19 protein-coding genes are annotated in these 22411 nt (G+C 29.9%); all 19 read right to left on the reverse strand.

Annotated features, from left to right (window positions below; translation table 11 throughout):
- Positions 1-6: 6 nt before the first annotated feature.
- Positions 7-531: a hypothetical protein gene (locus OREMA_RS0101710; protein WP_018247561.1), complete on the reverse strand. Its 525-nt coding sequence runs from the start codon at positions 529-531 to the stop codon at positions 7-9.
- Between the two features lie 260 nt (positions 532-791).
- A complete protein-coding gene (rny, locus tag OREMA_RS0101715) occupies positions 792-2306 on the reverse strand; it encodes a ribonuclease Y (RefSeq protein WP_040657248.1) in 1515 nt (504 codons plus the stop codon).
- A 207-nt stretch (positions 2307-2513) separates the two neighbouring features.
- Complete coding sequence (locus OREMA_RS0101720) at positions 2514-3584, reverse strand: IS30 family transposase (protein ID WP_018247563.1); 1071 nt, start codon at positions 3582-3584, stop codon at positions 2514-2516.
- Positions 3585-3752: 168 nt separating this feature from the next.
- On the reverse strand, positions 3753-4436 hold the full coding sequence (locus OREMA_RS0101725) for a P-loop NTPase family protein (RefSeq protein WP_018247564.1): 684 nt from the start codon (positions 4434-4436) through the stop codon (positions 3753-3755).
- Position 4437: 1 nt separating this feature from the next.
- Positions 4438-4698, reverse strand: a complete 261-nt coding sequence (locus tag OREMA_RS0101730; protein WP_018247565.1) for a hypothetical protein — start codon at positions 4696-4698, stop codon at positions 4438-4440.
- Positions 4699-4701: 3 nt separating this feature from the next.
- Complete coding sequence (locus tag OREMA_RS18125; RefSeq protein ID WP_018247566.1) at positions 4702-6294, reverse strand: AAA family ATPase; 1593 nt, start codon at positions 6292-6294, stop codon at positions 4702-4704.
- Positions 6294-7274 carry a metallophosphoesterase gene (locus OREMA_RS0101740; RefSeq protein WP_018247567.1) on the reverse strand — a complete coding sequence of 327 codons (981 nt, stop codon included), beginning with the start codon at positions 7272-7274 and terminating at the stop codon, positions 6294-6296. The genes OREMA_RS18125 and OREMA_RS0101740 overlap by 1 nt, the downstream gene beginning before the upstream one ends.
- A 43-nt stretch (positions 7275-7317) precedes the next feature.
- Positions 7318-7953, reverse strand: coding sequence for a RecX family transcriptional regulator (locus tag OREMA_RS0101745; protein ID WP_018247568.1), 636 nt, complete (start codon positions 7951-7953; stop codon positions 7318-7320).
- A 349-nt stretch (positions 7954-8302) separates the two neighbouring features.
- A complete protein-coding gene (gene recA, locus OREMA_RS0101750; protein ID WP_018247569.1) occupies positions 8303-9361 on the reverse strand; it encodes a recombinase RecA in 1059 nt (352 codons plus the stop codon).
- A gap of 277 nt (positions 9362-9638) precedes the next feature.
- Positions 9639-10208 carry an RNA 2',3'-cyclic phosphodiesterase gene (gene thpR / locus OREMA_RS0101755; RefSeq protein ID WP_018247570.1) on the reverse strand — a complete coding sequence of 190 codons (570 nt, stop codon included), beginning with the start codon at positions 10206-10208 and terminating at the stop codon, positions 9639-9641.
- A 77-nt stretch (positions 10209-10285) separates the two neighbouring features.
- The gene (locus tag OREMA_RS0101760; RefSeq protein WP_018247571.1) at positions 10286-11695 is read right to left on the reverse strand and encodes a metallophosphoesterase family protein; all 1410 of its coding nucleotides are present in this window, start codon (positions 11693-11695) and stop codon (positions 10286-10288) included.
- 48 nt (positions 11696-11743) lie between these two features.
- Positions 11744-12985 carry a competence/damage-inducible protein A gene (locus OREMA_RS0101765; RefSeq protein ID WP_018247572.1) on the reverse strand — a complete coding sequence of 414 codons (1242 nt, stop codon included), beginning with the start codon at positions 12983-12985 and terminating at the stop codon, positions 11744-11746.
- A gap of 588 nt (positions 12986-13573) precedes the next feature.
- On the reverse strand, positions 13574-15352 hold the full coding sequence (locus OREMA_RS18130; protein WP_018247573.1) for an InlB B-repeat-containing protein: 1779 nt from the start codon (positions 15350-15352) through the stop codon (positions 13574-13576).
- Between the two features lie 264 nt (positions 15353-15616).
- On the reverse strand, positions 15617-16513 hold the full coding sequence (locus OREMA_RS0101775; protein ID WP_018247574.1) for a DUF4912 domain-containing protein: 897 nt from the start codon (positions 16511-16513) through the stop codon (positions 15617-15619).
- Positions 16514-16712: 199 nt separating this feature from the next.
- Positions 16713-17375 (reverse strand): hypothetical protein, encoded by a 663-nt coding sequence (locus OREMA_RS0101780; protein WP_018247575.1) that lies wholly within the window; start codon positions 17373-17375, stop codon positions 16713-16715.
- A gap of 82 nt (positions 17376-17457) precedes the next feature.
- Positions 17458-18879, reverse strand: coding sequence for a hypothetical protein (locus tag OREMA_RS0101785; RefSeq protein ID WP_018247576.1), 1422 nt, complete (start codon positions 18877-18879; stop codon positions 17458-17460).
- 281 nt (positions 18880-19160) lie between these two features.
- Positions 19161-20657, reverse strand: a complete 1497-nt coding sequence (locus OREMA_RS0101790) for an AAA family ATPase (protein WP_018247577.1) — start codon at positions 20655-20657, stop codon at positions 19161-19163.
- Positions 20650-21186, reverse strand: a complete 537-nt coding sequence (locus tag OREMA_RS0101795; protein WP_018247578.1) for an Asp23/Gls24 family envelope stress response protein — start codon at positions 21184-21186, stop codon at positions 20650-20652. Before OREMA_RS0101795 ends, OREMA_RS0101790 begins: the two co-directional genes overlap by 8 nt.
- A gap of 345 nt (positions 21187-21531) precedes the next feature.
- Positions 21532-22320: a class I SAM-dependent methyltransferase gene (locus OREMA_RS0101800; protein ID WP_276324718.1), complete on the reverse strand. Its 789-nt coding sequence runs from the start codon at positions 22318-22320 to the stop codon at positions 21532-21534.
- Positions 22321-22411: the final 91 nt, after the last annotated feature.

The following is a 22411-nucleotide window of genomic DNA, read 5'->3' on the forward strand; positions in this document are numbered from 1 at the left end:
ATAAGTTTAATCTTTTCGATTCTTATTAAAAACTAATACTTTATCTTCTTCTATAAAACCTAAGTACTCATCACCTTTCTGTTCTTGAATATTTTCTTTTCTAACTCTCTCTAATAATTGATCTATAGAACTAAAAGCAGAAGAAGGATATAAATTCTCATTTTTTAATAACTTGTCCCCAAAAATATTCTCTATAACTTGAATCATAAAGCTTAACTCATTTTCAGAACATTGATCTAAGCTTCTAATAAATTTTAATCTGCTTAAATCTTCATAATCATCTTTAATAAATTTAACAGTCTGATTTGTTCTATTTTGAAACTTATTAAATAACCTAAAATTTTGTTCTAATTTAGACTTCTTATCTAACCAACTATTATCAGTCATTGAATAATCAATTAAAAAAGAAATTTCCAAACCTTTATTTTCAAGATTAATATCAACAGTATTGATAGTTGGATAAGTAATCAAAATCGAGGTCACTAACTCTACACTATTATCTTTATCTAATTTCAACTTATTTGATTTCATAACTTGCACTCCTTTAGTTAGTATATCTAAATTTTATTCTTTTATCGTTTATTACTTATTTAATTAAATATTATATTACAAATTCCTGCCTTAGATAAAGAAAAAGCTTTCTAAAATAATACCTATTTAAAAATTTTCTTCTATAAATAAAATAATAAAACTAATTAATCCAAAAGTTAAGAGTAACGATAAATTTTAATGCTTTTAGAAATTACATTATGATATAAAAAAAGTGACCATTAAAAATGGTCACTTTTTACTTATTTCGCATATTGAACTGCTCTTGTTTCTCTGACAACAGTTACTTTAATTTGTCCAGGATATTCTAAATTATCTTCTATTTTTTTAGCAACATCATAAGCAACTTTACTTGACTTAATATCATCTACCTCATCAGGTTCAACCATAATCCTGATTTCACGTCCAGCTTGAATAGCATAAGACTTTTCTACACCTTCAAAAGAATCAGCTATATTTTCCAAGTTTTCTAAACGTTTAATATAGGATTCTAAAGTTTCACGACGTGCACCAGGTCTAGCTGCTGAAACAGCATCTGCTGCTGCAACTAATACTGCTTCTATTGATTTAGCTTCTACATCACCATGATGTGCTTCAATTGCATGTATAATCTTATCAGATTCTCCATGCTTACGAGCAAAGTCTACACCTATTTTAACATGTGAACCTTCAACCTCATGATCAATTGCCTTACCTATATCATGAAGAAGACCAGCCCTTTTGGCTATATTCACATCCACTCCTAATTCAGCTGCCATAACACCAGCTAAATGACAAACTTCTATAGAGTGTTTTAATACATTTTGTCCATAACTTGTCCTATATTTTAGTCTTCCTAGTAAATAAATAGTTTCTCTATCTAAACCATGAACTCCTGTATCAAAGGTAGCCTGCTCACCAACTTCATAAATCTTGTCATCAATCTCTTGACGAGCTTTTTCTACCATCTCTTCTATACGTGCAGGGTGAATTCTTCCATCCACAATCAGTTTTTCTAAAGCAATTCTAGCTATCTCACGTCTGATTGGATCAAATCCTGATAAAACAACAGCTTCAGGAGTATCATCAATAATTAAATCAATCCCCGTTAAGCTTTCTAAAGCTCTAATATTTCTACCTTCTCTACCAATAATTCTTCCTTTCATCTCGTCATTTGGTAAAGAAACTACAGAGACTGTAGTTTCAGCTACATGATCTGCAGCACAACGTTGAATTGCAGAAGATATAACCTCTTTAGCTCTTTTATTTGATTCTTCTTTAGCTCTTGTTTCAATCTCTTTGACCTTCTTAGCCATTTCATGCTCTACTTCATCCTCTACTCGACTTAATAATAAGTCTTTAGCTTGTTGAGTAGTTAATCCGGCTAATTTCTCTAATTCTTTAACATGCTTTTCAAATAAATTATCAATCTCTTCTTCTTTCTTCTCAATAGCAGATTCTCTATTTTTAAGACTACTTTCTTTAGCTGTTAGATTGTCAGCTTTACTTTCTAAATTTTCTTCTTTTTTAAGCAGACGATTTTCAAATCTCTGTAATTCATTCCGACGCTCACGGCATTCTTTCTCAACTTCATCTTTCATTTGATGAGCCTCTTCTTTTGCCTCTACTAATATTTCACGTTTATTAGACTCACCTTCTCGTTTTGCATCTTCTATAATTCTTTCTGCTTCTGTTTCAGCAGAGCCAATTTTGCTCTCTGCAATATATTTTCTAATGGCAAAGCCAATTATTCCTCCAACTAGTAATCCGCTAATCATTAATACATATGCCAAATAACTTCACCTCCATCCATTATTTAATTGTTAATTAAAGAATATATCATTTTCTAATATAGTAAAAAAGGTACCACGTTTATATTTTATCTTTTAACAATAGTTATGTCAAGACAGAATACTCTTTAAAGATACTGTTATAAATTGCAATATAAAATGCACGGTTTTTTATTACTCAATACCTCATAAATTTTAAGCTGCCTTTAACTGTTCTTCAAATATATAATTTGCATTCTTAAACCCAAACATTTTTCGTGGATAATTATTTATCCATCGCTCAATTCTTTTAACTTCATTTCTGCTAATATTCTTAAAGCTACTTCCTTTTGGTAAAAACCTTCTAATCATTTTATTTAAATTCTCATTACTACCTCTTTGCCAAGAACAATAAGCATCAGCATAATATTGACTAGTTCTTGAGATATCACTTCCTGTAAAGGAAGTTTCTATCCCTTCATAATCATAGAATTCTTTACCATTATCTGTAGTTATAGTTTTAAATAAGTCTCTAAATTTTCTAACTCCTATTCTTCTTTCTACGCGATCTAATCCTTTTATTACAGATTCTTGAGTCTTATTAGGTATTAGTTCTATTATTTCTTTGCGACTATATCTCTCTGTTAAAACTAATAAAAAGGGCTCATCTTTACCTTTCCTACCCTCTACTAAGTCCATTTCCCAATGACCTATTTCTGACCTTTTATCAGCTTCCTTAGGCCTATCTGATATCTTTCTTCCCTCTTTTCTCCTTTTTGTTGATTCTTTTTCTTTCTGTTTAGATTTATTAGTCTTTTTATATCTACCATAAACCAAATCTTCTCTATCTATAAACAGAATGCCTTTATCTATATAATTATATATCGTCTTCCAATGTATTTTAATTTCAAACCCATCATCCTCTTTAATCATCTCTGCAATTACCTCTGGAGAATAATTTCCTTTTATTTTTTCTTCTATGAATTCAGCTAATTGATGATCTTTTCCTATTTTAATCTTAGCTCCTTTAGCAGTCGCATTGTTATCATATAAGTTTTGAGCTATATCAGCATCGTATTCTATTCTTTTAGTGTAATCTGAATTTAATAATACAAGCTTTCCCCTTTCAATTTCTCGACTTATTGTCGTCCTATGCCTCCCTAACTCTCTTGCTATTGCTGTCTTCGATTTGTTTTGTATATTATATAAATGTTCTATTATCTTTCTCTCTTCCCACTTTAAATGTTTTCCTTTTCTACTTTTTGTGTTATAATTATTTTGGCACATATTTAATACCTCCAATGTTTGCTTTGGTCAGTTAACATTATATATGAGGTATTAATGTGTGTCATTTTTTATTTTTTGAACTATCCGTGCATTTAATTATACAATGCACCTTTAAAGATACTGTTGAATTTAATAGTTTTGATAATCTATATCGAAATTAATTAGCTATTAATAAATAATTTCTGTTGATATTTGACTTTTGGCTTCTTTTAGCTCTACTCTAAAAGCTTTATCTGCTACCTCACTTAAGTGTTGTTGATGAGTTACAACTATAATCTGTCGGCCAAACATTTCATTAACTTGCTTTAAAAATCTTGTCACCTTTACTATATACTCTTCACTAACATGTTTAGCAGGCTCATCCAATATAACTGGACCATTGATCTTAGGCTTCTGATGACTTTCTAAAATAGCAATTCTTAATGCTAAAGAAACAACATCAACTACACCTCCACCTCGAGCATCCTGAGGTTCATTCTTAACTCTATACTTGCCCTGTTGGGAGACAACATAAAAATCAGCCCAAGGTTGTCCACCACGATTACGAATTTCAATTTCAAAACTAAAGTTTTCTCCAAAAACATACTGTAAAAAATTTGTTACCAAAGATTCTATCTGTTGTCTTGACTGCTCTCTAGCAAATTCAGATGTTTCATGGAAGAGTATATTTACTTGTTCCAAAAGTTCAATCTCTGATTTACATTTGAGTAGTTCTTTCTCTTTCTTCTCTATATCCTCTTCTAATTGTTCTTTTCTTCCTTTCTGCTGATTATAGCTACTTTTTAAGTGATTTATATTAGCTTCTAATTCTTTAATCAACATATTTGGATTATTTAAATTAGATTCTAACATTCTATTTCACTCTACCTTCTAAGACATCTTTATCTGGTAATAAATCTCGTGCCTGGTTAATTAAACTAGTTAATTCTTCTTCTAATTTATTAATCTCCTGCTCTAAATCTTCAGGCTCAACTCCATACTTCTTAATTTCCTTTAGTAACTCTTCTCTTTCTTGCTTTAGATGCTCCATTCTTGTTTCTGCTTGAACTTTCATCTTATTAGCCTTATCTAACTCTTTTTTTATTTCATCAATCTCTTTTTTATATTTACTCATTATTTATTCCCCCTTTAATTCTTTTATAATTTTATCAACAGTATGATTATCAATTGATTCAAAACAGGTTGGACATTTACCTATCTTCTTTAAGACTTGACTATATTGAGCAGCCAAAGTTTCTATCTTCTTATCTAATTTCTTCATATAGACTTTTCCTTTATTAATACTTTCTTTATTCTTATTCAGCCCTACTTGAACCTCTTTTAGATCAGATAACTGATTATATCTCTTTTCTAATGACTGTTGAATATTAACTATCTGATCATCAGATGGTAGTTTATTCAAAATGATTTCCTTCTTATTGATACTCTTTTCTAAGTCTTCAATTTTATTGTTAATATAAATTATTTCTTCTATCTTCTTTTCCAATTCAGGCAGCTTTTCTTTTAAGATAAATTTAACATCTTTAACCCCTGAGGTTTGATCTAATATTTTTCCATTAATAAGAATATCATCTTTAATCTTATTCCATTTTATATCAAATCCATTTAACTTTGAAAAATTATCTTCTATCTTTTTGGCCTGTGAAAAATAATCTAATCCGTGATCAACCTTATTCAATTCAGTTAAAATATTCTTTCCTAGATTAATTCTAGATTTATTATCTTTATATTTATTTAATAATTTTATTCCCAGATCTAATTTTTGATATCTATTATTTAAATCTTTGTAAAGAAGATTAATTTGATCTAAATCTGATAATTGATCAATTACATCTTCTAGCTTTACAAATTTCTTCCTTATTACTTCTTCTTTCTTTACTAATTCAACTATATTTTCAAATTTAATACTTCTATCATCTAATCTCTGATATATATCTTCTATCTTTTCTAAATCATTCAATTGATTTAATAAATCACTGTATTTATTCATTCTGTCATCACTTTGATTTAATTTCTCTTGTAACGAAATTAAGCTCTCTAATTTTTGATTATATGTTCTGAGGTTATCTAAAATAGTCTCCTTAGATTTAATATCTTTTTTTAAATCATCCAAATTATCAAATTCTTTTAATTTCTCTCGATTAATTTCTAGCTCTTCTTTTAATTGTTTATTCCTCATATTTAATCTACTAATATCAGTCTTAGTTCTACGAATTGCAGAATCTACAATATGAACATTGATTAAGCGGCCTAGAGTTTTAGCTCTTACTGATCCACTATCGGTTAATAAAAAAGCTCCTTCTAGTTGATAATCAATATTAAGTGTAGTTTCATTATCTGTATCTAGATCAATCTTTGGCATCCCATGTACCTTTATTATTTCTTCAGGAACTCCACTTCCTACCCGCTCAAATACATGTTCTTCACCTTCAGGATTAACTAATATATATCTATTCTTGCTTGGAGTTCTCTTTCTAATAATCTTAAATTTATTATCTAACTCTATAGCAACTTGACAATCACTTTGATTATGACGAATGAAGTCAGTACCACGGGGTTCATTATATAAAACCCAGCGTAAAGCTCTAATAATTGCTGATTTTCCTTGATCAGAAGGTCCAGTAATTACATTCAATCCCTTATCAAACTCTAATATTGTATGTTCATGAGATTGAAAATTTATTATCTCCATTCTCTCGATTATTCTCATTAAGCTATCTCACCACCTTCTCCTAACTCTTCTTGTACTACAGCTAATCGATCAAGAGCTTCTTTAGTTACCTCTTGATTTATCCCCTTATTAGTGGCTATCTTATCTAAAATAGCATTTATACTAAAGACTTCAAAACTATCATTAGCCTTAATCTCTCTGATGAACTCAGATAACTTTTTCTCTCTAAACTTTTGCCCTTCAATCGCACTACGATCTAAAATCTCTTTACCAGGTTTGGCAGATTTCAATTTTCTTAAACTTATTTTTACTTCATCCTTTAATTCTACAATAGCTACTTGTGGAGTTCTCTTTATCTCCTTAAGATCAGCACTTGATCTAACTAAGGAGCCTGGATTCAAAAAATACTTCCCCTTAAACTTCTTTACCCCAAATCCGATATGGTAATGACCAGCTACTGTTATATCTGCTTCTGTATCTACATCTTCAATTAATGTATAGCCGGATTCAAAAAATGGTTTTTCTAAGAGCATTCCATGAATTAAATGCAATGCATAATTAGCTTTATCATCCTTTTTAACTGTATAAGCAGTGGTATTTTTCTCATCAATACTGTAATCAAAATTTCTCCCTGATAATTGTAATACTAAGCCATTATCATCCTTGAGAAAGATCGGTTCTTCTGGAACTAAATTAACTATTCCAGAAGTGATTAGTATTCCTAACATTGTCCTACTTAAAGTTTCAGGATTATGACCATAAAGGTCATGATTCCCAGCAACTATATATATTGGTTTGGGATAAGTTCTTAACACCTTAATAAAATCATTTACTACTGATGGAGCAGTATCTGGACGGTCAAATAGATCACCACCATGTAGGATATAATCTACATCTTCTTCTATGGCAATCTCTTTTACCTCTCTTAACTTATTTAGTAAAGTTTCTTTAAAATCATCTAGCCTTCTACTAGGTGTTGTTCCTCTAATATGAGTATCTGTTAAAACTAGTAATTTCACCTATCTCACCTCTTTCTTATTAGCTAATAGCAATAAGTAACAGCTAATTATTAATCAAATCTTTCAAAACTAGATTAATAATATCAAAAGAAAAACCTTTTCTTTGCAGAAATTTAGATAACTTTCCTCTTTTCTTCCAATCATCTAACTTCCGATATCTTTTTACCTTCTTAGCTGCTAGCTTTTGAGCAATCTTATATTGTAGATCTGAATTATATTCTCGATCAAGCTCTTCCTCTATAATTCTTTGCTTTACTCCTTTTTCTTTAAGCTGCATTTTAATTACCCAAGGGCCATATCTTCTAGTGATTCGATCTTTAATCCAAGCATTTGCAAATTCTCTGTCATCTATATAATCTAAACGTTCTAAAATTCTAATAACCTGTTCAATAATAAATTCATCAAAACCTTTCTTAGCCAACCTATCCTTCATCTCTTTATAACTTCTTTGACGGTATGATAATAGATTAAAAGCTGCTTTCTTGGCTTGAATAAAATCTTCTTGATCTAGAATATGTTCTAATATATCTTCAGTTAATTTATGTCCTTTCTCTAAGTTAAACTTGTAAACTATTTCAGCATCAACTCCAACTAGAAATTGACCATCTAGGAATATAGAACAACGACCTTGGTTATTCTTTTGGGCTTCAATTTTTGTAATTTGGCCAATATAACTCATTATTTATATACACCACCATATAATTATTACCATAACTATAAATTTATTTATAGACAAACAACTTTAATGTGAAACTTCATGGAGATAGTGCGACATGGTTATATTGCGATACTTTTAGGTGATAGGTCATAGGGGTTGGGCGTTAGTTTTTCCTAATACCTATCGCCTATCTCCTAGCGCCGAAACTGTCGCAATATCTATCTATAACGATATATTTATAAATTAAATTCTAAAGTTAGACCTCTTATTATATTAAAATCTTTCTATATATCTTATCTAAAACCTCTAATTAATAACTTTAGAGTATTGATCTTTTATTAAAAAAAGCCCTTCACAGAAGGGCTTTAGGTTAAGCAGACTCTTTATCTTTTGTCTTTTTATTCTTTTTTTCTTCTTTCTCCTCTTTAACCTCTTCTTCAATCATTCCCAATTCCACTTTAACTTTATGTTCAATCTCTTTTAATAATTCTGGCATTTCTATCAAATATTCTTTAAAATTATCTCTTCCCTGTTGTCTGTGATCATCTCCATAGGAATACCAAGATCCTGAACGTTCAACTATATCATACTCTACAGCCATATCTAGAATACACCCAGCTTGTGAAATTCCTGTTCCATACATAATATCAAATTCTGCTGTTTTGAAAGGAGCAGCCACCTTATTCTTCACAACTTTCACCTTAGTTCTATTACCTTGATAATCATCGCCATCTTTAATTGTTTGTCTTCTTCTAACATCTAATCTAACTGAAGAATAAAATTTCAATGCTCGTCCACCAGAAGTAGTTTCTGGATTTCCAAACATTACTCCAACCTTCTCACGAATCTGATTAATAAAGACACAAGTACACTTAGACTTACTTAATACACCAGATAACTTTCTCATAGCCTGAGACATTAAACGTGCTTGTAATCCAACATGAGCATCGCCCATTTCTCCCTCAATTTCTGCCTTTGGTACTAATGCAGCTACCGAGTCAATGACTATTAAATCTACTGCTCCACTTCTTGCTAAAGCTTCACAAATTTCTAAAGCATCTTCTCCTGTATTAGGTTGTGATACCAACAACTCATCAATATTTACTCCTAGGTTTTGAGCATATTTAGGGTCTAATGCATGCTCTGCATCAATAAAAGCAGCTACTCCACCTTCTTTTTGCACCTCAGCAATCATATGTAGAGTTACAGTAGTTTTACCAGAACTTTCTGGTCCATAAACTTCAATAATTCTTCCTTTGGGAACTCCTCCTACTCCCAAAGCTACATCTAAAGAAAGGGCTCCTGTAGAAATAGCTTCTACATCCATTGCTTTAGCTTCACCTAGCTTCATAATAGATCCTTTACCAAATTCCTTCTCAATCTGATTTAATGTTCTTTGTAATGCCTTCTTCTTTTCTTCTAATGACATTTTCTTCACTCCCTCTATAAATATTGCCTGTTAACAGAGCCTAAAATTAAGTACAAATTATTAAGTTAAAGCTTACTTATTAGATTTAAGCTTAAATCTAATAAGTAAGCTTTGTAGGTATTTTAAAATATTTTTCATAAATTAAAATTCTTTAAAAACTAAGATATGATACAATTATATTATATATTTTTTTAAAAAGCAATTACATAAAATTACTTAAGTATAACAATTAATAATTTAGAAATAAATATTACTTTATTGATAATTTCTTCGCTTTCTAAAGTTTAAATTCTGCTAATGATGTATAAATTGGACCTTTAGAAGTTAATCTACTTTTAATTAATGATATTTTTTTAACTTCTTGATAAAAATCAATTTTGAAGGGAAATTCTTTTAATCTTTTACTTATAAGACTAAAATTTTTTTCTTTACGACTTGTCCTACCCAAAGTAATATGAGGTCTATATTTATTATTTTCAGCTTTAAACCCTAAATTAATCATAACTTCTTCTAAATATTTATGCAAGCTAATAAGTTCTTCCTGCCCCTCTTCTATTCCCGTCCAAATTACTTTTGGATAATCTAAATTTGGAAAGGCTCCTAAACCCTTTATTTGAACTTTAAAAGAAGATACTTTCTCTGTTACCTCTAATATTTTTTCATTAATATCACTAAGTTCACCTTGACTTACTTCTCCTAAAAACTTAAGTGTAATATGAAAATTATTCTTATCTACCCATTTCACCTTTAATGAGCAATCACGCAAAATATTTTGAATCTTCTCTAATTTACCCTTTAATACTTTCTCTAACTCTATTGCAATAAATAACCTATACTTATCTGCCATCTTAAATCTCCCTCCTTTTAACAAAAGAAGTATTCTATAATAGAAGATTTAATTATATACTTCTAGAAGCATAGCCTTTATTCCTCTGCCTTAGCTTTTTTACTATTTCTGGAATTTATTAATTGTCTTTCTAAAATAAAACCACTATGTCGATCATAAAACTTAATAATATCAACAACATCTAAAGACCATCTCTCTCTTTCTTCTTCTTTCAAATTATTATAATGTAGCAAGGCTACTGAATAAGGAATTCCTTCTTCACTTTCTAAACCTCTAATTCCAGCAGCTCCTGTAGTTCCTGCATCTATAACAGTTGTTCCTTTCATTTTATAGATTTTAAATGCGTGATCATGGCCATGTAATAAAAGAGGGATCCTTCCAGTTAAATCTTTCCCTACTGTAAAGTTATGTGTTATCACAATGTCAGGTGGTAACTTTAACCTCTCAACTAGCTCTTCTAATCCTTCTTTATAATTGACAACATCTTCCTCATCAACTGGTTTTATCTGATTAGTCTTAGCAGCTGGATCTTCTACACCAGCGATTACTAACCCTTTAATATTTATCACATCTGCTTGGATTACTACTACATTTTCAAAACTACTCATCTTATCTACAATATCTGGCGAGTCATGATTACCAGCAATAAAGACATAGGGAACCTTTAAATCATTGATCTTCTTTAAAAGCTCACCTTCTAATGGCGTGCCATAATCTGTTATATCTCCTGTATCAATAATAAAATCAACCCCAAAGCTCTTTACAATCTCCTCAATATAAGGTAAGGCTACTGGGTTATTATGAATATCTGTTATATGTAAAACCTTCAAATCACCAGTTACTCGACTCAAAGGACGTAAAGTATCAACCTTAGAAAATAATTCTGACATGTTTGAGGCAATTAATTGCATCTCATAACCTAATTGATCTAAACTATTTAATCCTTCTTGAATTAACCCTATCATCCAAGGAGCAGCTTCTAGCATTCCTTCAAAATTAGGATCATTGAATTTACTGATTTCATAGGTATAATAGGTTGATAAAGTTAATATTGCAATAATTGTTATTCCTACTAACAATCCAGCTATAATAGATTGACGATTATAAACAACAATACTTGCTCCAATTATCCCCCCTAAGACAGATATAACAAGCAATCTAATAATGAACAATTGAATAATAACCTTAGACCTGGCTTTTAATAAAGTGATTAATTCATCCTTTGATCCCATATTATTAATAATTTGACTTAACCTATCTTGGTGAATAGCAGCCAAAGTTAAATTCAAATCTACAGGAGCCTTATGAGTAGCTGCTCTTATCTCTCCAATCGGAGGAAAATCAATAATAGTTTGGGGATGAGTAGATAGATTCAAATCAATCTCTACTTCAAAAACACTTAATTTATAAACCTTTGCAGCTGTAAAATTAATTAAGAATAATACAATTAAAGTTGCTATAAGTACCTTGGCTACTAGCTCCTTCATCTTACCTTTCCTTCCTTACTTTAGTAACTAGCAATTACAAACTAATAATTACTTACATAATAATTTCTTTCTCAATAAATTTAAAATCATTTGAGAAGTAAGATACTTAACTCTATTTCTACTTCCATTAAATTTATACTCATAACTTTCAATACCTTCTTTATCTGCTATAGCCATATATACTAGACCTACAGGTTTCTCTAAGCTACCCCCTCCTGGTCCAGCAATACCAGTAGTAGCGATAGCAATATCGGTATTTGCCAATTCTCTAATTCCCTGAGCCATTTCTTTTGCAGTTTGACTACTAACTGCACCATGTTCTTGTAAAGTATCTTCCTTGACATTTAATAATTCTATCTTTGCTTGATTACTATAGCTAATTACTCCTCTTTCAAAATAATTTGAACTTCCTGGAATACTGGTTAATCTATCTCCAATTAATCCTCCTGTACAGGATTCAGCCGTTGCTATTGTTAGGCCTTTTTCTGATAATAATCTAGCTATTACCTTCTCTAATGTATCATCATTATAACCATAAATATATTCCCCTATTCTTTCTTTTAACTCATTTTCTTTACTATTAATTAATTCAAGCGCTTCTTTCTCACTATTGGCTTTGGCAGTTAATCTTAACTTCACTTCCCCTTGACTAGCTAAAGGAGCTATTGTAGGATTACTTTGATCTTCTAAAATATCATCAATAATTTCTTCTAGTGATGATTCTCCTATCCCACAAGTTTTTATTACTCTAGATTTTATTATTTGATTTGATAAGTACTTATCCTTTAAGTAAGGAATTATCGTCTCTTGCATCATTGTTTTCATTTCTATTGGAACTCCAGGCATTGATATAATAATCTTCCCATCTTTATCCAATAATATACCTGGTGCTGTTCCTTCAGAATTATTAATCGGAAGAGCCCCTTGTGGTAAATATGCTTGCTTTAAATTATTATTAGCCATTTGATATCCCATTTTATCAAAATAATTTTTAATTTCTATTAATAAATCTTCATTTTTAACTAGATTTAAGTCTAAAGCATCAGCTATTGCTTCTCTAGTTAAATCATCTTGAGTAGGACCTAAACCTCCTGTAGTGATAATAATATCTGCTCTTTTAAAACTATGATCTAATGTATCTAAAATTCTCTCTTTGTTATCTCCTACTGCTACTTTATAATATAGATCAATACCTATTTCAGCTAATTTTTGTCCTATCCATTGTGAGTTAGTATCTACAATCTGACCTAATAAAAGTTCTGTTCCGATAGTAATAATTTCTGCTTTCATTAACTTTTCACCACCTAATAAATGTTTAAGTAAAACTTTCTACCTAATATTATTATAATAATCTTTCTTAAAATGAGTATAGCAAATTTATATATATAATTCAAAACAAAAAATTAAATCAATATCTTTATAGATATCCAAACTCAGAATAAAATTTAAATATGTTGTTATAGATGGAGATTGCGACAGTTTCGGCGCTAGGAGATAGGCGATAGGTATTAGGAAAAACTAACGCCCAACCCCTATGACCTATCACCTAAAAGTGTCGCATTATACCCATTACGTTTCACTTTGAAATTGAATACCTATAATTAATATAACTACTATTATTATGAATTAACTAGCTCTAATTTATTTTTTAACAATGCAACGATAGTGATAAATTATAATATATTTTATTGACATTATGATTTTAAGTATCAGAATAATACAAACTAAAAAAACGATTAGTTATCTTTTGCCATCTAGCAAATAATCTTGGGTTATACGTTCATTTGAGAATTACTTTTGAAAGTTATAGGTATCCAAAACCTAAACTAATAAACAGAGAACTCTACTTTCAAGCAGAATTCTCTGTTTGTATGAATATTATTTTAAATTAACTTTAACCAAGTAAGCATTAATATCATTATTGTCTACTTCTCTGCTTCCTGCTATAATAACAGAATTATTAGGAAGTATATCTAAATCTTCAAAGATATCTCTTCCTTTACCTCCATATAATTTACTCCATTCTGCAATTCCATTCCTAGTTAACTTAACTATATATCCATCTCTTCCTTTATCATCTAAAATTTTCGTTTCTCCAACTAATACTATATCTCCATTTTTAAACTCCTTAACACTAGTAAATACATCCCATTCCTTCCCTCCTAAAGTCTTAGACCACCTTTTCTTACCTTTTGAGTCTACCTTAATTACATAACCATCTCTTCCTCCTGCACCAAAAGACTCTGTCCAGCCTGCCAATATATATCCAGAATTTGAACTTTTAGTGATAGAATAAATTTTATCATTACTTTGACCACCAAATTCTCTTGACCATTCTTTATTTCCTTTATAATTCAGTTTAGCTAGATAGCCTTGATAATTACCAGGACTACCACTATATCCTACTACAACAAAACCACCATCTGAGGTTGTTTCAACAGAATAAATTTCATTTCCTTCTTTAACTCTAAATACCTTATCCCATTCTTTATTTCCTCGTTTATCAACTTTAACTATATAGCCATCTCTTCCACCAATACCAAAAGCACTAGTTGATCCAACTAGGATATAACCTCCATCAGCAGTCTCTCTTACTTCCTCAAACCAATCACTTTTATCTTCACCAAATTTTTTAGCCCAGGTTACATTACCTTTATTATTCAATTTAACTACATAAGCATCTCTTCTGCCTGCTCCAAAAGATTTTGTTAGACCCGCTAAAATATATCCTCCATCTGAACATTGCTGAACTGAATAAAATCTATCAATATTTTCTCCCCCAAAAGTCTTATACCATTCCTGCTTACCACTATAATCTGTCTTTACTATGTAAGCATCCTCTGCTTTAGAAGCAAAAGACTCGGTCCATCCAGCTAAAATATATCCTCCATCAGATGTTCTCTTAACAGATTTAAATAAGTCTTTCTTCTCTTGACCAAACATAATTTTAAACTCTTTATTCTTCAATCTTTCTTTTCTCTTTCTTTCTAATTCTGCTTGTCGTTTTCTCTCTAACTCTTCTTTTCTCTTTCTAGCCAATTCCTCTTGTCTTTTCTTCTCTAGCTCTTCTTGTTTCTTCCTTTCTAATTCTGCTTGTCTTTTCTTTTCTAACTCTTCTTGTTTCTTTCTTTCTAATTCTGCTTGTCTTTTCTTCTCTAGCTCTTCTTGTTTCTTTCTTTCTAATTCCTCTTGTCTTTTCTTTTCTAGCTCTTCTTGTTCTTTCTTTTCTAACCCTTCTTCCTTCTTTTGTAATTCAGTTTCATCTTTCGCTCCTAACTCTTTTCCTCCACTCGTTTCTATTTTATCTTTATCTTCTAACTCTTCTTTATTTTTAGATTTAACTTCTGGCTTATTATTTATCTTATAAAATACTGCTTTAATCTCAACATCATCAATTAATGATACTTTTTTAGGATTTTCTTTGCCACTTATATCACCAGACCAATGATCAAATCTCCAGCCTGCTACTCCAGTAGATTTTAAATTTATATTTCTTCCTTTTCTGTAAATTCCAGAAGTATAATTGACTTCTCCTTTTCCAACTACATTTATTGTGAGTGTAGATTGAGAAACTTGCCTTAACGATCCCACTACAAATCCCAAAAACACTATTACTCCAAGCAGATTAAGTAGCTTTAATTTTTTATGTTTAGCCATTTTATTTGCTTGCCCCTTTCTTTTTTATTTAAATTAAATGATTTTTTATTACATTATTTCTATAAAAAAACATTTTACTTTTACATATATTTCTTCTAGATTAATCTTTCTATTCCTTCATTTTATAAAATATATTGTAATAATTCCTCAAAATTTCTAATATTAAATTATCAATGTATAATATTACTGTTTATGTATAAATAAAAAAAGCTAGGGATTCCCTAGCTTTTTTATCCAGATATAGATTAAGATTGTTAATTAATATTATTGAATTTCTGATGAACCATCTAGTAGATTATCAGAACTATAGCTCTCCTCTAATTTGGACAAATCAGTAATTGATTCCAATTTCCTAACTACATCCTTAGAGCTATAATTATTATTTTCATTCTGATATAATAGACTTCCTGACAATACATATATCTCATCCATCTTCTCCTTAACAGTCATCCATTTTTCATCTAAATTATCACTTATTTTATTTACTGGCATAGTGACTTTATTTGATTCAAGAATAGAATAAAAATTATCATCTTCATCTAAAAAACCTAATTCAGCAAAATAAGTCTGATCAGCTTCCATACCATTTAGCCACCAACTATCATTATCCAAGCCTATATTTATATATTGTTCTGATTTCTTGCTTAAATTATAAATTTTTAATACCAGATTAACTTCAGAAATATCACTATATTCAGTTTGAGCAATAACCTCTTCTACTTTATCATTCGTATATTCCCAATATAGATGAGCAGTTTTCGGATTCTTTACCTGTAATACCAATTTATTACTACCATAACTTTCAGGAACCTGATACTGATTAAGGTTATCTATATTATCTTCCTGATCATCTTTAGCATCTTCTACTAGAGATAAATCAGAACTTGACCCTGAACTAGAAGGAGATTCTTCTTCATCCAACTGCTTTAAATTAACCTCCTGAATTTCATTTGTAATATTAGATTTTATACTAGAAAAAAGCTTCTTCCCAATTCCTGAGACCTTCTTTATCTCTTCTAAGCTATTAAATTCACCTTTATTCTTCCGATAATTAATTATTCTTTTTGCTAAAGCCGGTCCAATCCCCTTTAATCTAGTTAGTTCTTCTGACATAGCTGTATTAATATTCACTTTAATAGATGTAAGTTTTTCCACTGCCATATCTTTAACCCCCTTTTTTAATTCTCAACTTTTAATATTAATAATTTATTTTAATACAAAGTAGTTGTTAATTTTTATAATCTAATAGTCCTATTATTTAATTGATTCATACTTAAGTAATTATATAAAGCATTCTTTTTTCCTGCTTAATATTTAAATTTTTCCATTTTTTTCTATTTAGGGGGGTTGATACGTATCTTTAGAATCTATAAGCCACACTCAAACCAACACGCAAACCAGAAATTTTAATCTTTTCACCATCTTTATTTTTTATCAGCTCATCTTTCTTTGAACTATATCTTTTCTTAATTTTAATTCTAACTATGCGATATCCAGAGTCTAATATAACTGATAAATTATTATTAATTGGATAATCAACCTTCATACCTAATAAAACACCTATTCCATTTCCTCTAATAAGGTCATTGTCAAATCCCGCTTTCTGATAATGTTCCTTATATCTATAGTTAATAATATTATTATATAATCTTATATTATCATTTAAGTTATAGATCATTTTAGCATAAGGTCCCTCTAACTGAGAACTATATTTATACTTTTCTAAATTATCACACCATTCAGAAACCATCCTATTGCTTTCTAAACCTAAACCAACTCCAAATCTATTATTAACCCAATATATGATTTCTCCTAAATAACCTTTTCCATGATGTAAGTCCTCTCTAATATAATTATCTTCTTCCACATTATCTCCATAAGTTTTGTAAACATAATTACTATAATTAATCATAAGATCTAACTCTAACTTATTTGAATCAATTATTCCCTTAGCTTTAGTAGAGAAATTGTAAGTAAAGATAACTACTAAAACCATAAATAAAATAACTAAGTACCTTTTCAATTATAGTCACTCCTAACTATTGAATCTGAAATTAAAATTAAAACAAAAAGGCGACCACAAGGATCGCCTTTTTACTCTTAATTTATTGCCTATCCACTAATTGTCCAGTATCTGGATCGATCTTAACTACATAATTATAAAAATCTATTGAAGTACCTGCTAAGAGATAATAACCATCTGTAGATTTAGTAATTGCATGAAGATAGTTACCATAGCTTCCTAAAAGCGTTGCATTATTAGTACTTTCATCAACTTTATAAACTACTCCTTCTTGACTTGATCTATCTTGACCAACTAGAATAATATCACCATTATCTACTAAAATATCTCTAAAGCTTAAATTAGAATCAATATTCAATTTTGTCAAAATACTTCCCTTAGAATCCACAATTCCCACATATCCATCTTCTCCAACTACTACAAATCTATTATCTCCTACCTTCTTAATTTGATGTAACCTTTGACTATCCTCAATATCAACTATTCCAGTCTGTGTTAACTCCGAATCTAAACTAATTATGAAAGCACGATTAGTACCAGCATAATCAGACTCTCCTACAGCCAAGTAACCTTGACTAGTCTCTGCAATCGCACTTAAACTACTATATGAGCCATCAATTCCTGGGATTATTTTAGTTTCCATCTCATTAGTTTCAACATTTACTTTGGCTAAATAAGGAACTACTGCTCCAGATTCAATCTGATAACTTCCTGCAGCTACTATATGAGTAATTCCCATTGATACATTCTCTTCAATCCCTATAGCACCTTTCAAAAAAGAATCACCATAAATTGGTTTTGGATAAGTATATTGTTCCACCTTTTCAAATTTCTTATTTAATTTAGCAATATAAGGTTCAAAATAATCTCTGTTAAGTCTACGATAACCAATCACATAATATCTATCTCCTACTCCAGTCAAAACTATATCTTCAATATCATAAAACCTTCCATCACCTTCATACTCCTTTTCATGAATCATCAAACCACGATTATCGGCTTTAACTATATATGGGCTTGGTTCAAGATCTCCAACATCTTTAATATAACCCCCTGCTAAATACCCCTTGTAATTACTAGTAAGACTGCTGTCCTTTGTTGCAACTATAGAATGAAAACCACCCTTATAAAATTTATTTTCATGCTTACTTCCTAATACTTCTATCTCAATCCACTCTTGAGGTTCATTACTTATTAAAGCTCTTATCTCTATTGTATCTTTTTCTAAAGCCTCTGTTGAAGCTACAAATCTAGTTTTAGAGCCAGTTTGGTTAGTAAAATAACCTAAATTCTCCCCACTTAATTCTTTAACCTCCCAATAATATGTAGAACCTGTCTTGCCTGTTACTGTAAATTCATCACTCTCTTCACCAACTATAACTTGACTTGGACCATCTACATCTTTTGTTAATTCAACTATCGAAGTATCTCCTGAACATCCTGTTATTACTATAGCTGTAACTAATGCTAGTAATAACAATATTAATTTCTTTTCTTTAAACATTATTAATCTTCCTCCTTAATATTAATAACTAAAAGTTCAGATAATATTTATAATTATTATAAATTTATTATATCTCTATTAAAGTTATTATGCAATAAAAAAGCAATTTATTACTAAAAAGCAATTAATTAAGAGAATTTTATAATATAAAACCCAAAATAACAGTAAATAATATCAAAATCCAATTTATTAATTAATAATTTGTTTTATTTCAAAATATTTCTTCATGATTATATTTTATATAAAAAAACAGACCAGTTTTATCAACTGATCTGTCTTAATTAAGCAACATTATCTTCTTTTCTTTCTTCTGTTAATAATCTTCTAAATTCATCACCTATAATACTCTCTTCTTCTAGTAGTATTTCTACAACTTGGTGAATAAAATCTTTATTATTCTTTATCTCTTCTCTTACTATTGCTTCTTGTTCATTAATAATTTCAGAAATTGTATCATGTAACATCTTTCCTGGTAAACTATCTTTACCTACAACTCCTAGCTTAGACATACCTGAAAAGATAATCTGTTGAGCTACTTTGATTGCTTTCTCAAAGTCATTACTTGCTCCTGTACTTCTATTACCTAAGATCTCTTCTTCTACTAAAGAGCCCGCTACTAATACTGCAATCTGATTCTTTAGATAATCGATAGTCTGTAGGTAGTAGTCATCTTCAGGATTATGGCGCACATAACCTAATGCTTTACCACGAGAAGTAATAGTAATATTAGATACAGAATTAGGATTTACAACTTCTCCTAATAAAGCATGCCCCACTTCATGATAGGCAACTCTCTTTAATTCTTCTATATTTGGGCGACGGTTTAATTTCTCACCCATCATTACCTTATCTATCGCTTCTTTAAAATGCTCTCGATTAATTTTCTCTGCTCCTGCTCTCATAGCCATAATAGCAGCTTCATTACTCAAACTTTCTAATTGAGCACCAGAAAAACGGAAGGTCTCTTTAGCTAATTGTGTTAAATCAACATCATCTGCTATTGGTTTATTCTTGGTATGAATCTTCAAAATATGCTCTCTTCCTTCTTTATCAGGAAGATCCACTTTAACAATTCTATCAAAACGCCCAGGTCTTAATAACGCTTCATCTAAGATATCAATTCGGTTAGTAGCACCAACTACCAATACATTTACTTGATCATCTACAGAGATACCATCAAGCTCAACTAATAATTGATTTAAGGTTTGATCATACTCCATATGGCTTGAACTCTTTCCTCTTTTTCCTCCTAAGACATCAATTTCATCAATAAAGATAATTGCATTATTCTTATTAGATTTTTTAGCTTTATCACGAGCTTCTTTAAATATCTTTCTAACTCTTTTAGCACCTACCCCTGCATACATCTCAATAAATTCACTTCCTGAAGTAGAGATGAATACTGAATCTATATAATGTGCTGCTGCTTTAGCCATTAAGGTCTTACCGGTTCCTGGAGGACCACTTAACATCAGACCCTTTAATGGTCTAATACCTAATTTTTTAATCTTTTCTTTACTTTTCACAAACTCTAAAGCCTCTAATAACTCATTTTTAGCTGTATCCTGCCCACCTATATCAGAAAAGTCCACCTCAGGGACTTTAATTTCATCCTTATTAGAAATAGAAAAGTTATCTCCCAAAGCCTGTTTGCTTACAGTATTAAATAGAAAATAACCTATTCCTCCTAAGAATAGAATCGGAAGTAGGTTAATTCCATTAAAGGCTAAAAAGATAACTGCTGCTAAGCCAACTCCTAATCCTAAGTCCTTAGCCATTCATCTCACCTCCTGATTTTTCCTTTTGATTTCGTTCAACTACTTTATATAATTCTTGCTTCCCTTTAACTAAAGTCAAATAAATATAGTTATTATCAACTTTAACCTCTTTTCGATCCAGCTGATAATTATTGGCATAAACATTAATTCTATCTCCTAATTTAACAAATTCTCCAGTCTCTAAAGCCTCATATAAAACCAAATTTATTTGTTCATAAATCTTATCTAATTCTTTAGAATCTTCAGTTTCTAAAATTATAGTATACTTCTCTTCCACAGCCTCATCAATTCTATCTTTAATTTCTTTAAAATTCTTTTGTAAGTTGTCTACTTCTTTTAATCTTAATCTAATTTTATAGTCTACTTTCTCTTTATCAATTTTAACGGATTTTACTCCACTTATCTCTTCTAAATCATTGGCTAATGAATGATTTAATTTATAACTATCTAAAAAATAACTTCCAGCAAATAAGATACTTAAGGTCAAAATTAATGCTATTATTGTCCTTTTCATCTTAATTTCACTCATTTTTTTATTCCTCCTTTCCTCTGATTAACCCTTATCTAAAACGACAAAAATTATTATAACACATATTTTTACAGGAATCTAATGTAATTTGCTGTTATTTTATGTAAAATAATTTCACTTATAATAATTTAAATATATATCTTTTTCAAAACGAAAAAAGATTCACCAAATTTTGGTGAATCTATAATAAATATTTATATCTATTTGTAAATTATCTCAATCAATATGCCTTAACTATAATAATATATCTTCTCCTATTTTTTTAGGATAAAATAGCTTTCTATTGGATTATTTAATCTTTAACTTTAAAACTATATACTACTTTTGGTGAAAATTATTCCCTTATTATTTCTTCGCCAATACATTAATCCTTCTAAAGGTCTCAAAGAATCTTCCATCTTCTAATTTAGTATTTTCTAGCATTCTTTTAATCACTGTCTTTCTAAATGCTTCAATATCTTCTTCTGAAATAAACTTTAAAAAAGGAACTAAAGAAGGTTGCTCGATCCATTTGATTAACTCCTCAGAATTTGGGAAATGCCAATCAGCATTCTCTTCCCATACCGCTATTTCACTAAATTTACAATCTTCAATCAGCTCCTTATAATTACTAATTTTAGGCATATACCAAGGCCATTCAAAGCCCTTAAAGTACTTTCGATATCTCGCTTCTTTAATTGTTCTTCTAATTACATCAAAATAATTAGAACAATTCCCATCAGCAGCAAAATTAAATCTAATCATCCCATTGGGTTTTAATGCCTTAAAGCAATTATCAAGTAAGTTCTTATGATCTTTAACCCAATGCAAGGCTGCATTAGAGAAGATAAAATCAAACTGTTCTATAAAATTAATCTCAGTAATATCCATTACTTGAAAATCTAAATTATTTCTAATTAATTTAGTAGCAGTCTCAATCATTCCTAAAGAAGAATCAATCCCCAAGACTCTCCCCTGTGGAACAGCTTCAGCCAATTGAGCTGTCAATATCCCATCACCACAGCCCAAGTCTAGGATAATTTCATCCCCTTTTAAATTTAGATCTTGTATCAGTCTACTTCCCCATTCTTTCTGATGTTTTGAAGATTCTTTATATTTCTCACCATCAAAATCAAAACTTTTCATTATAAACACGCCTTTCCACTCTGCTTTCAAAATCAACAACTTCTTTAATTATATTTTAAGTAATCCAAAAATATAATTAAACTATTATGATAAATTATAT

Source organism: Orenia marismortui DSM 5156 (genome assembly GCF_000379025.1).
In the GTDB taxonomy this organism is placed as follows: domain Bacteria; phylum Bacillota; class Halanaerobiia; order Halobacteroidales; family Halobacteroidaceae; genus Orenia; species Orenia marismortui.

Coding starts and splice junctions, on each gene's coding strand:
- OREMA_RS0101710 (WP_018247561.1), bottom strand. CDS start 531: ATGAAATCAAATAAGTTGAAATTAGATAAAGATAATAGTGTAGAGTTA.
- rny (WP_040657248.1), bottom strand. CDS start 2,306: ATGATTAGCGGATTACTAGTTGGAGGAATAATTGGCTTTGCCATTAGA.
- OREMA_RS0101720 (WP_018247563.1), bottom strand. CDS start 3,584: ATGTGCCAAAATAATTATAACACAAAAAGTAGAAAAGGAAAACATTTA.
- OREMA_RS0101725 (WP_018247564.1), bottom strand. CDS start 4,436: ATGTTAGAATCTAATTTAAATAATCCAAATATGTTGATTAAAGAATTA.
- OREMA_RS0101730 (WP_018247565.1), bottom strand. CDS start 4,698: ATGAGTAAATATAAAAAAGAGATTGATGAAATAAAAAAAGAGTTAGAT.
- OREMA_RS18125 (WP_018247566.1), bottom strand. CDS start 6,294: ATGAGAATAATCGAGAGAATGGAGATAATAAATTTTCAATCTCATGAA.
- OREMA_RS0101745 (WP_018247568.1), bottom strand. CDS start 7,953: ATGAGTTATATTGGCCAAATTACAAAAATTGAAGCCCAAAAGAATAAC.
- recA (WP_018247569.1), bottom strand. CDS start 9,361: ATGTCATTAGAAGAAAAGAAGAAGGCATTACAAAGAACATTAAATCAG.
- thpR (WP_018247570.1), bottom strand. CDS start 10,208: ATGGCAGATAAGTATAGGTTATTTATTGCAATAGAGTTAGAGAAAGTA.
- OREMA_RS0101760 (WP_018247571.1), bottom strand. CDS start 11,695: ATGAAGGAGCTAGTAGCCAAGGTACTTATAGCAACTTTAATTGTATTA.
- OREMA_RS0101765 (WP_018247572.1), bottom strand. CDS start 12,985: ATGAAAGCAGAAATTATTACTATCGGAACAGAACTTTTATTAGGTCAG.
- OREMA_RS18130 (WP_018247573.1), bottom strand. CDS start 15,352: ATGGCTAAACATAAAAAATTAAAGCTACTTAATCTGCTTGGAGTAATA.
- OREMA_RS0101775 (WP_018247574.1), bottom strand. CDS start 16,513: ATGGCAGTGGAAAAACTTACATCTATTAAAGTGAATATTAATACAGCT.
- OREMA_RS0101785 (WP_018247576.1), bottom strand. CDS start 18,879: ATGTTTAAAGAAAAGAAATTAATATTGTTATTACTAGCATTAGTTACA.
- OREMA_RS0101790 (WP_018247577.1), bottom strand. CDS start 20,657: ATGGCTAAGGACTTAGGATTAGGAGTTGGCTTAGCAGCAGTTATCTTT.
- OREMA_RS0101795 (WP_018247578.1), bottom strand. CDS start 21,186: ATGAGTGAAATTAAGATGAAAAGGACAATAATAGCATTAATTTTGACC.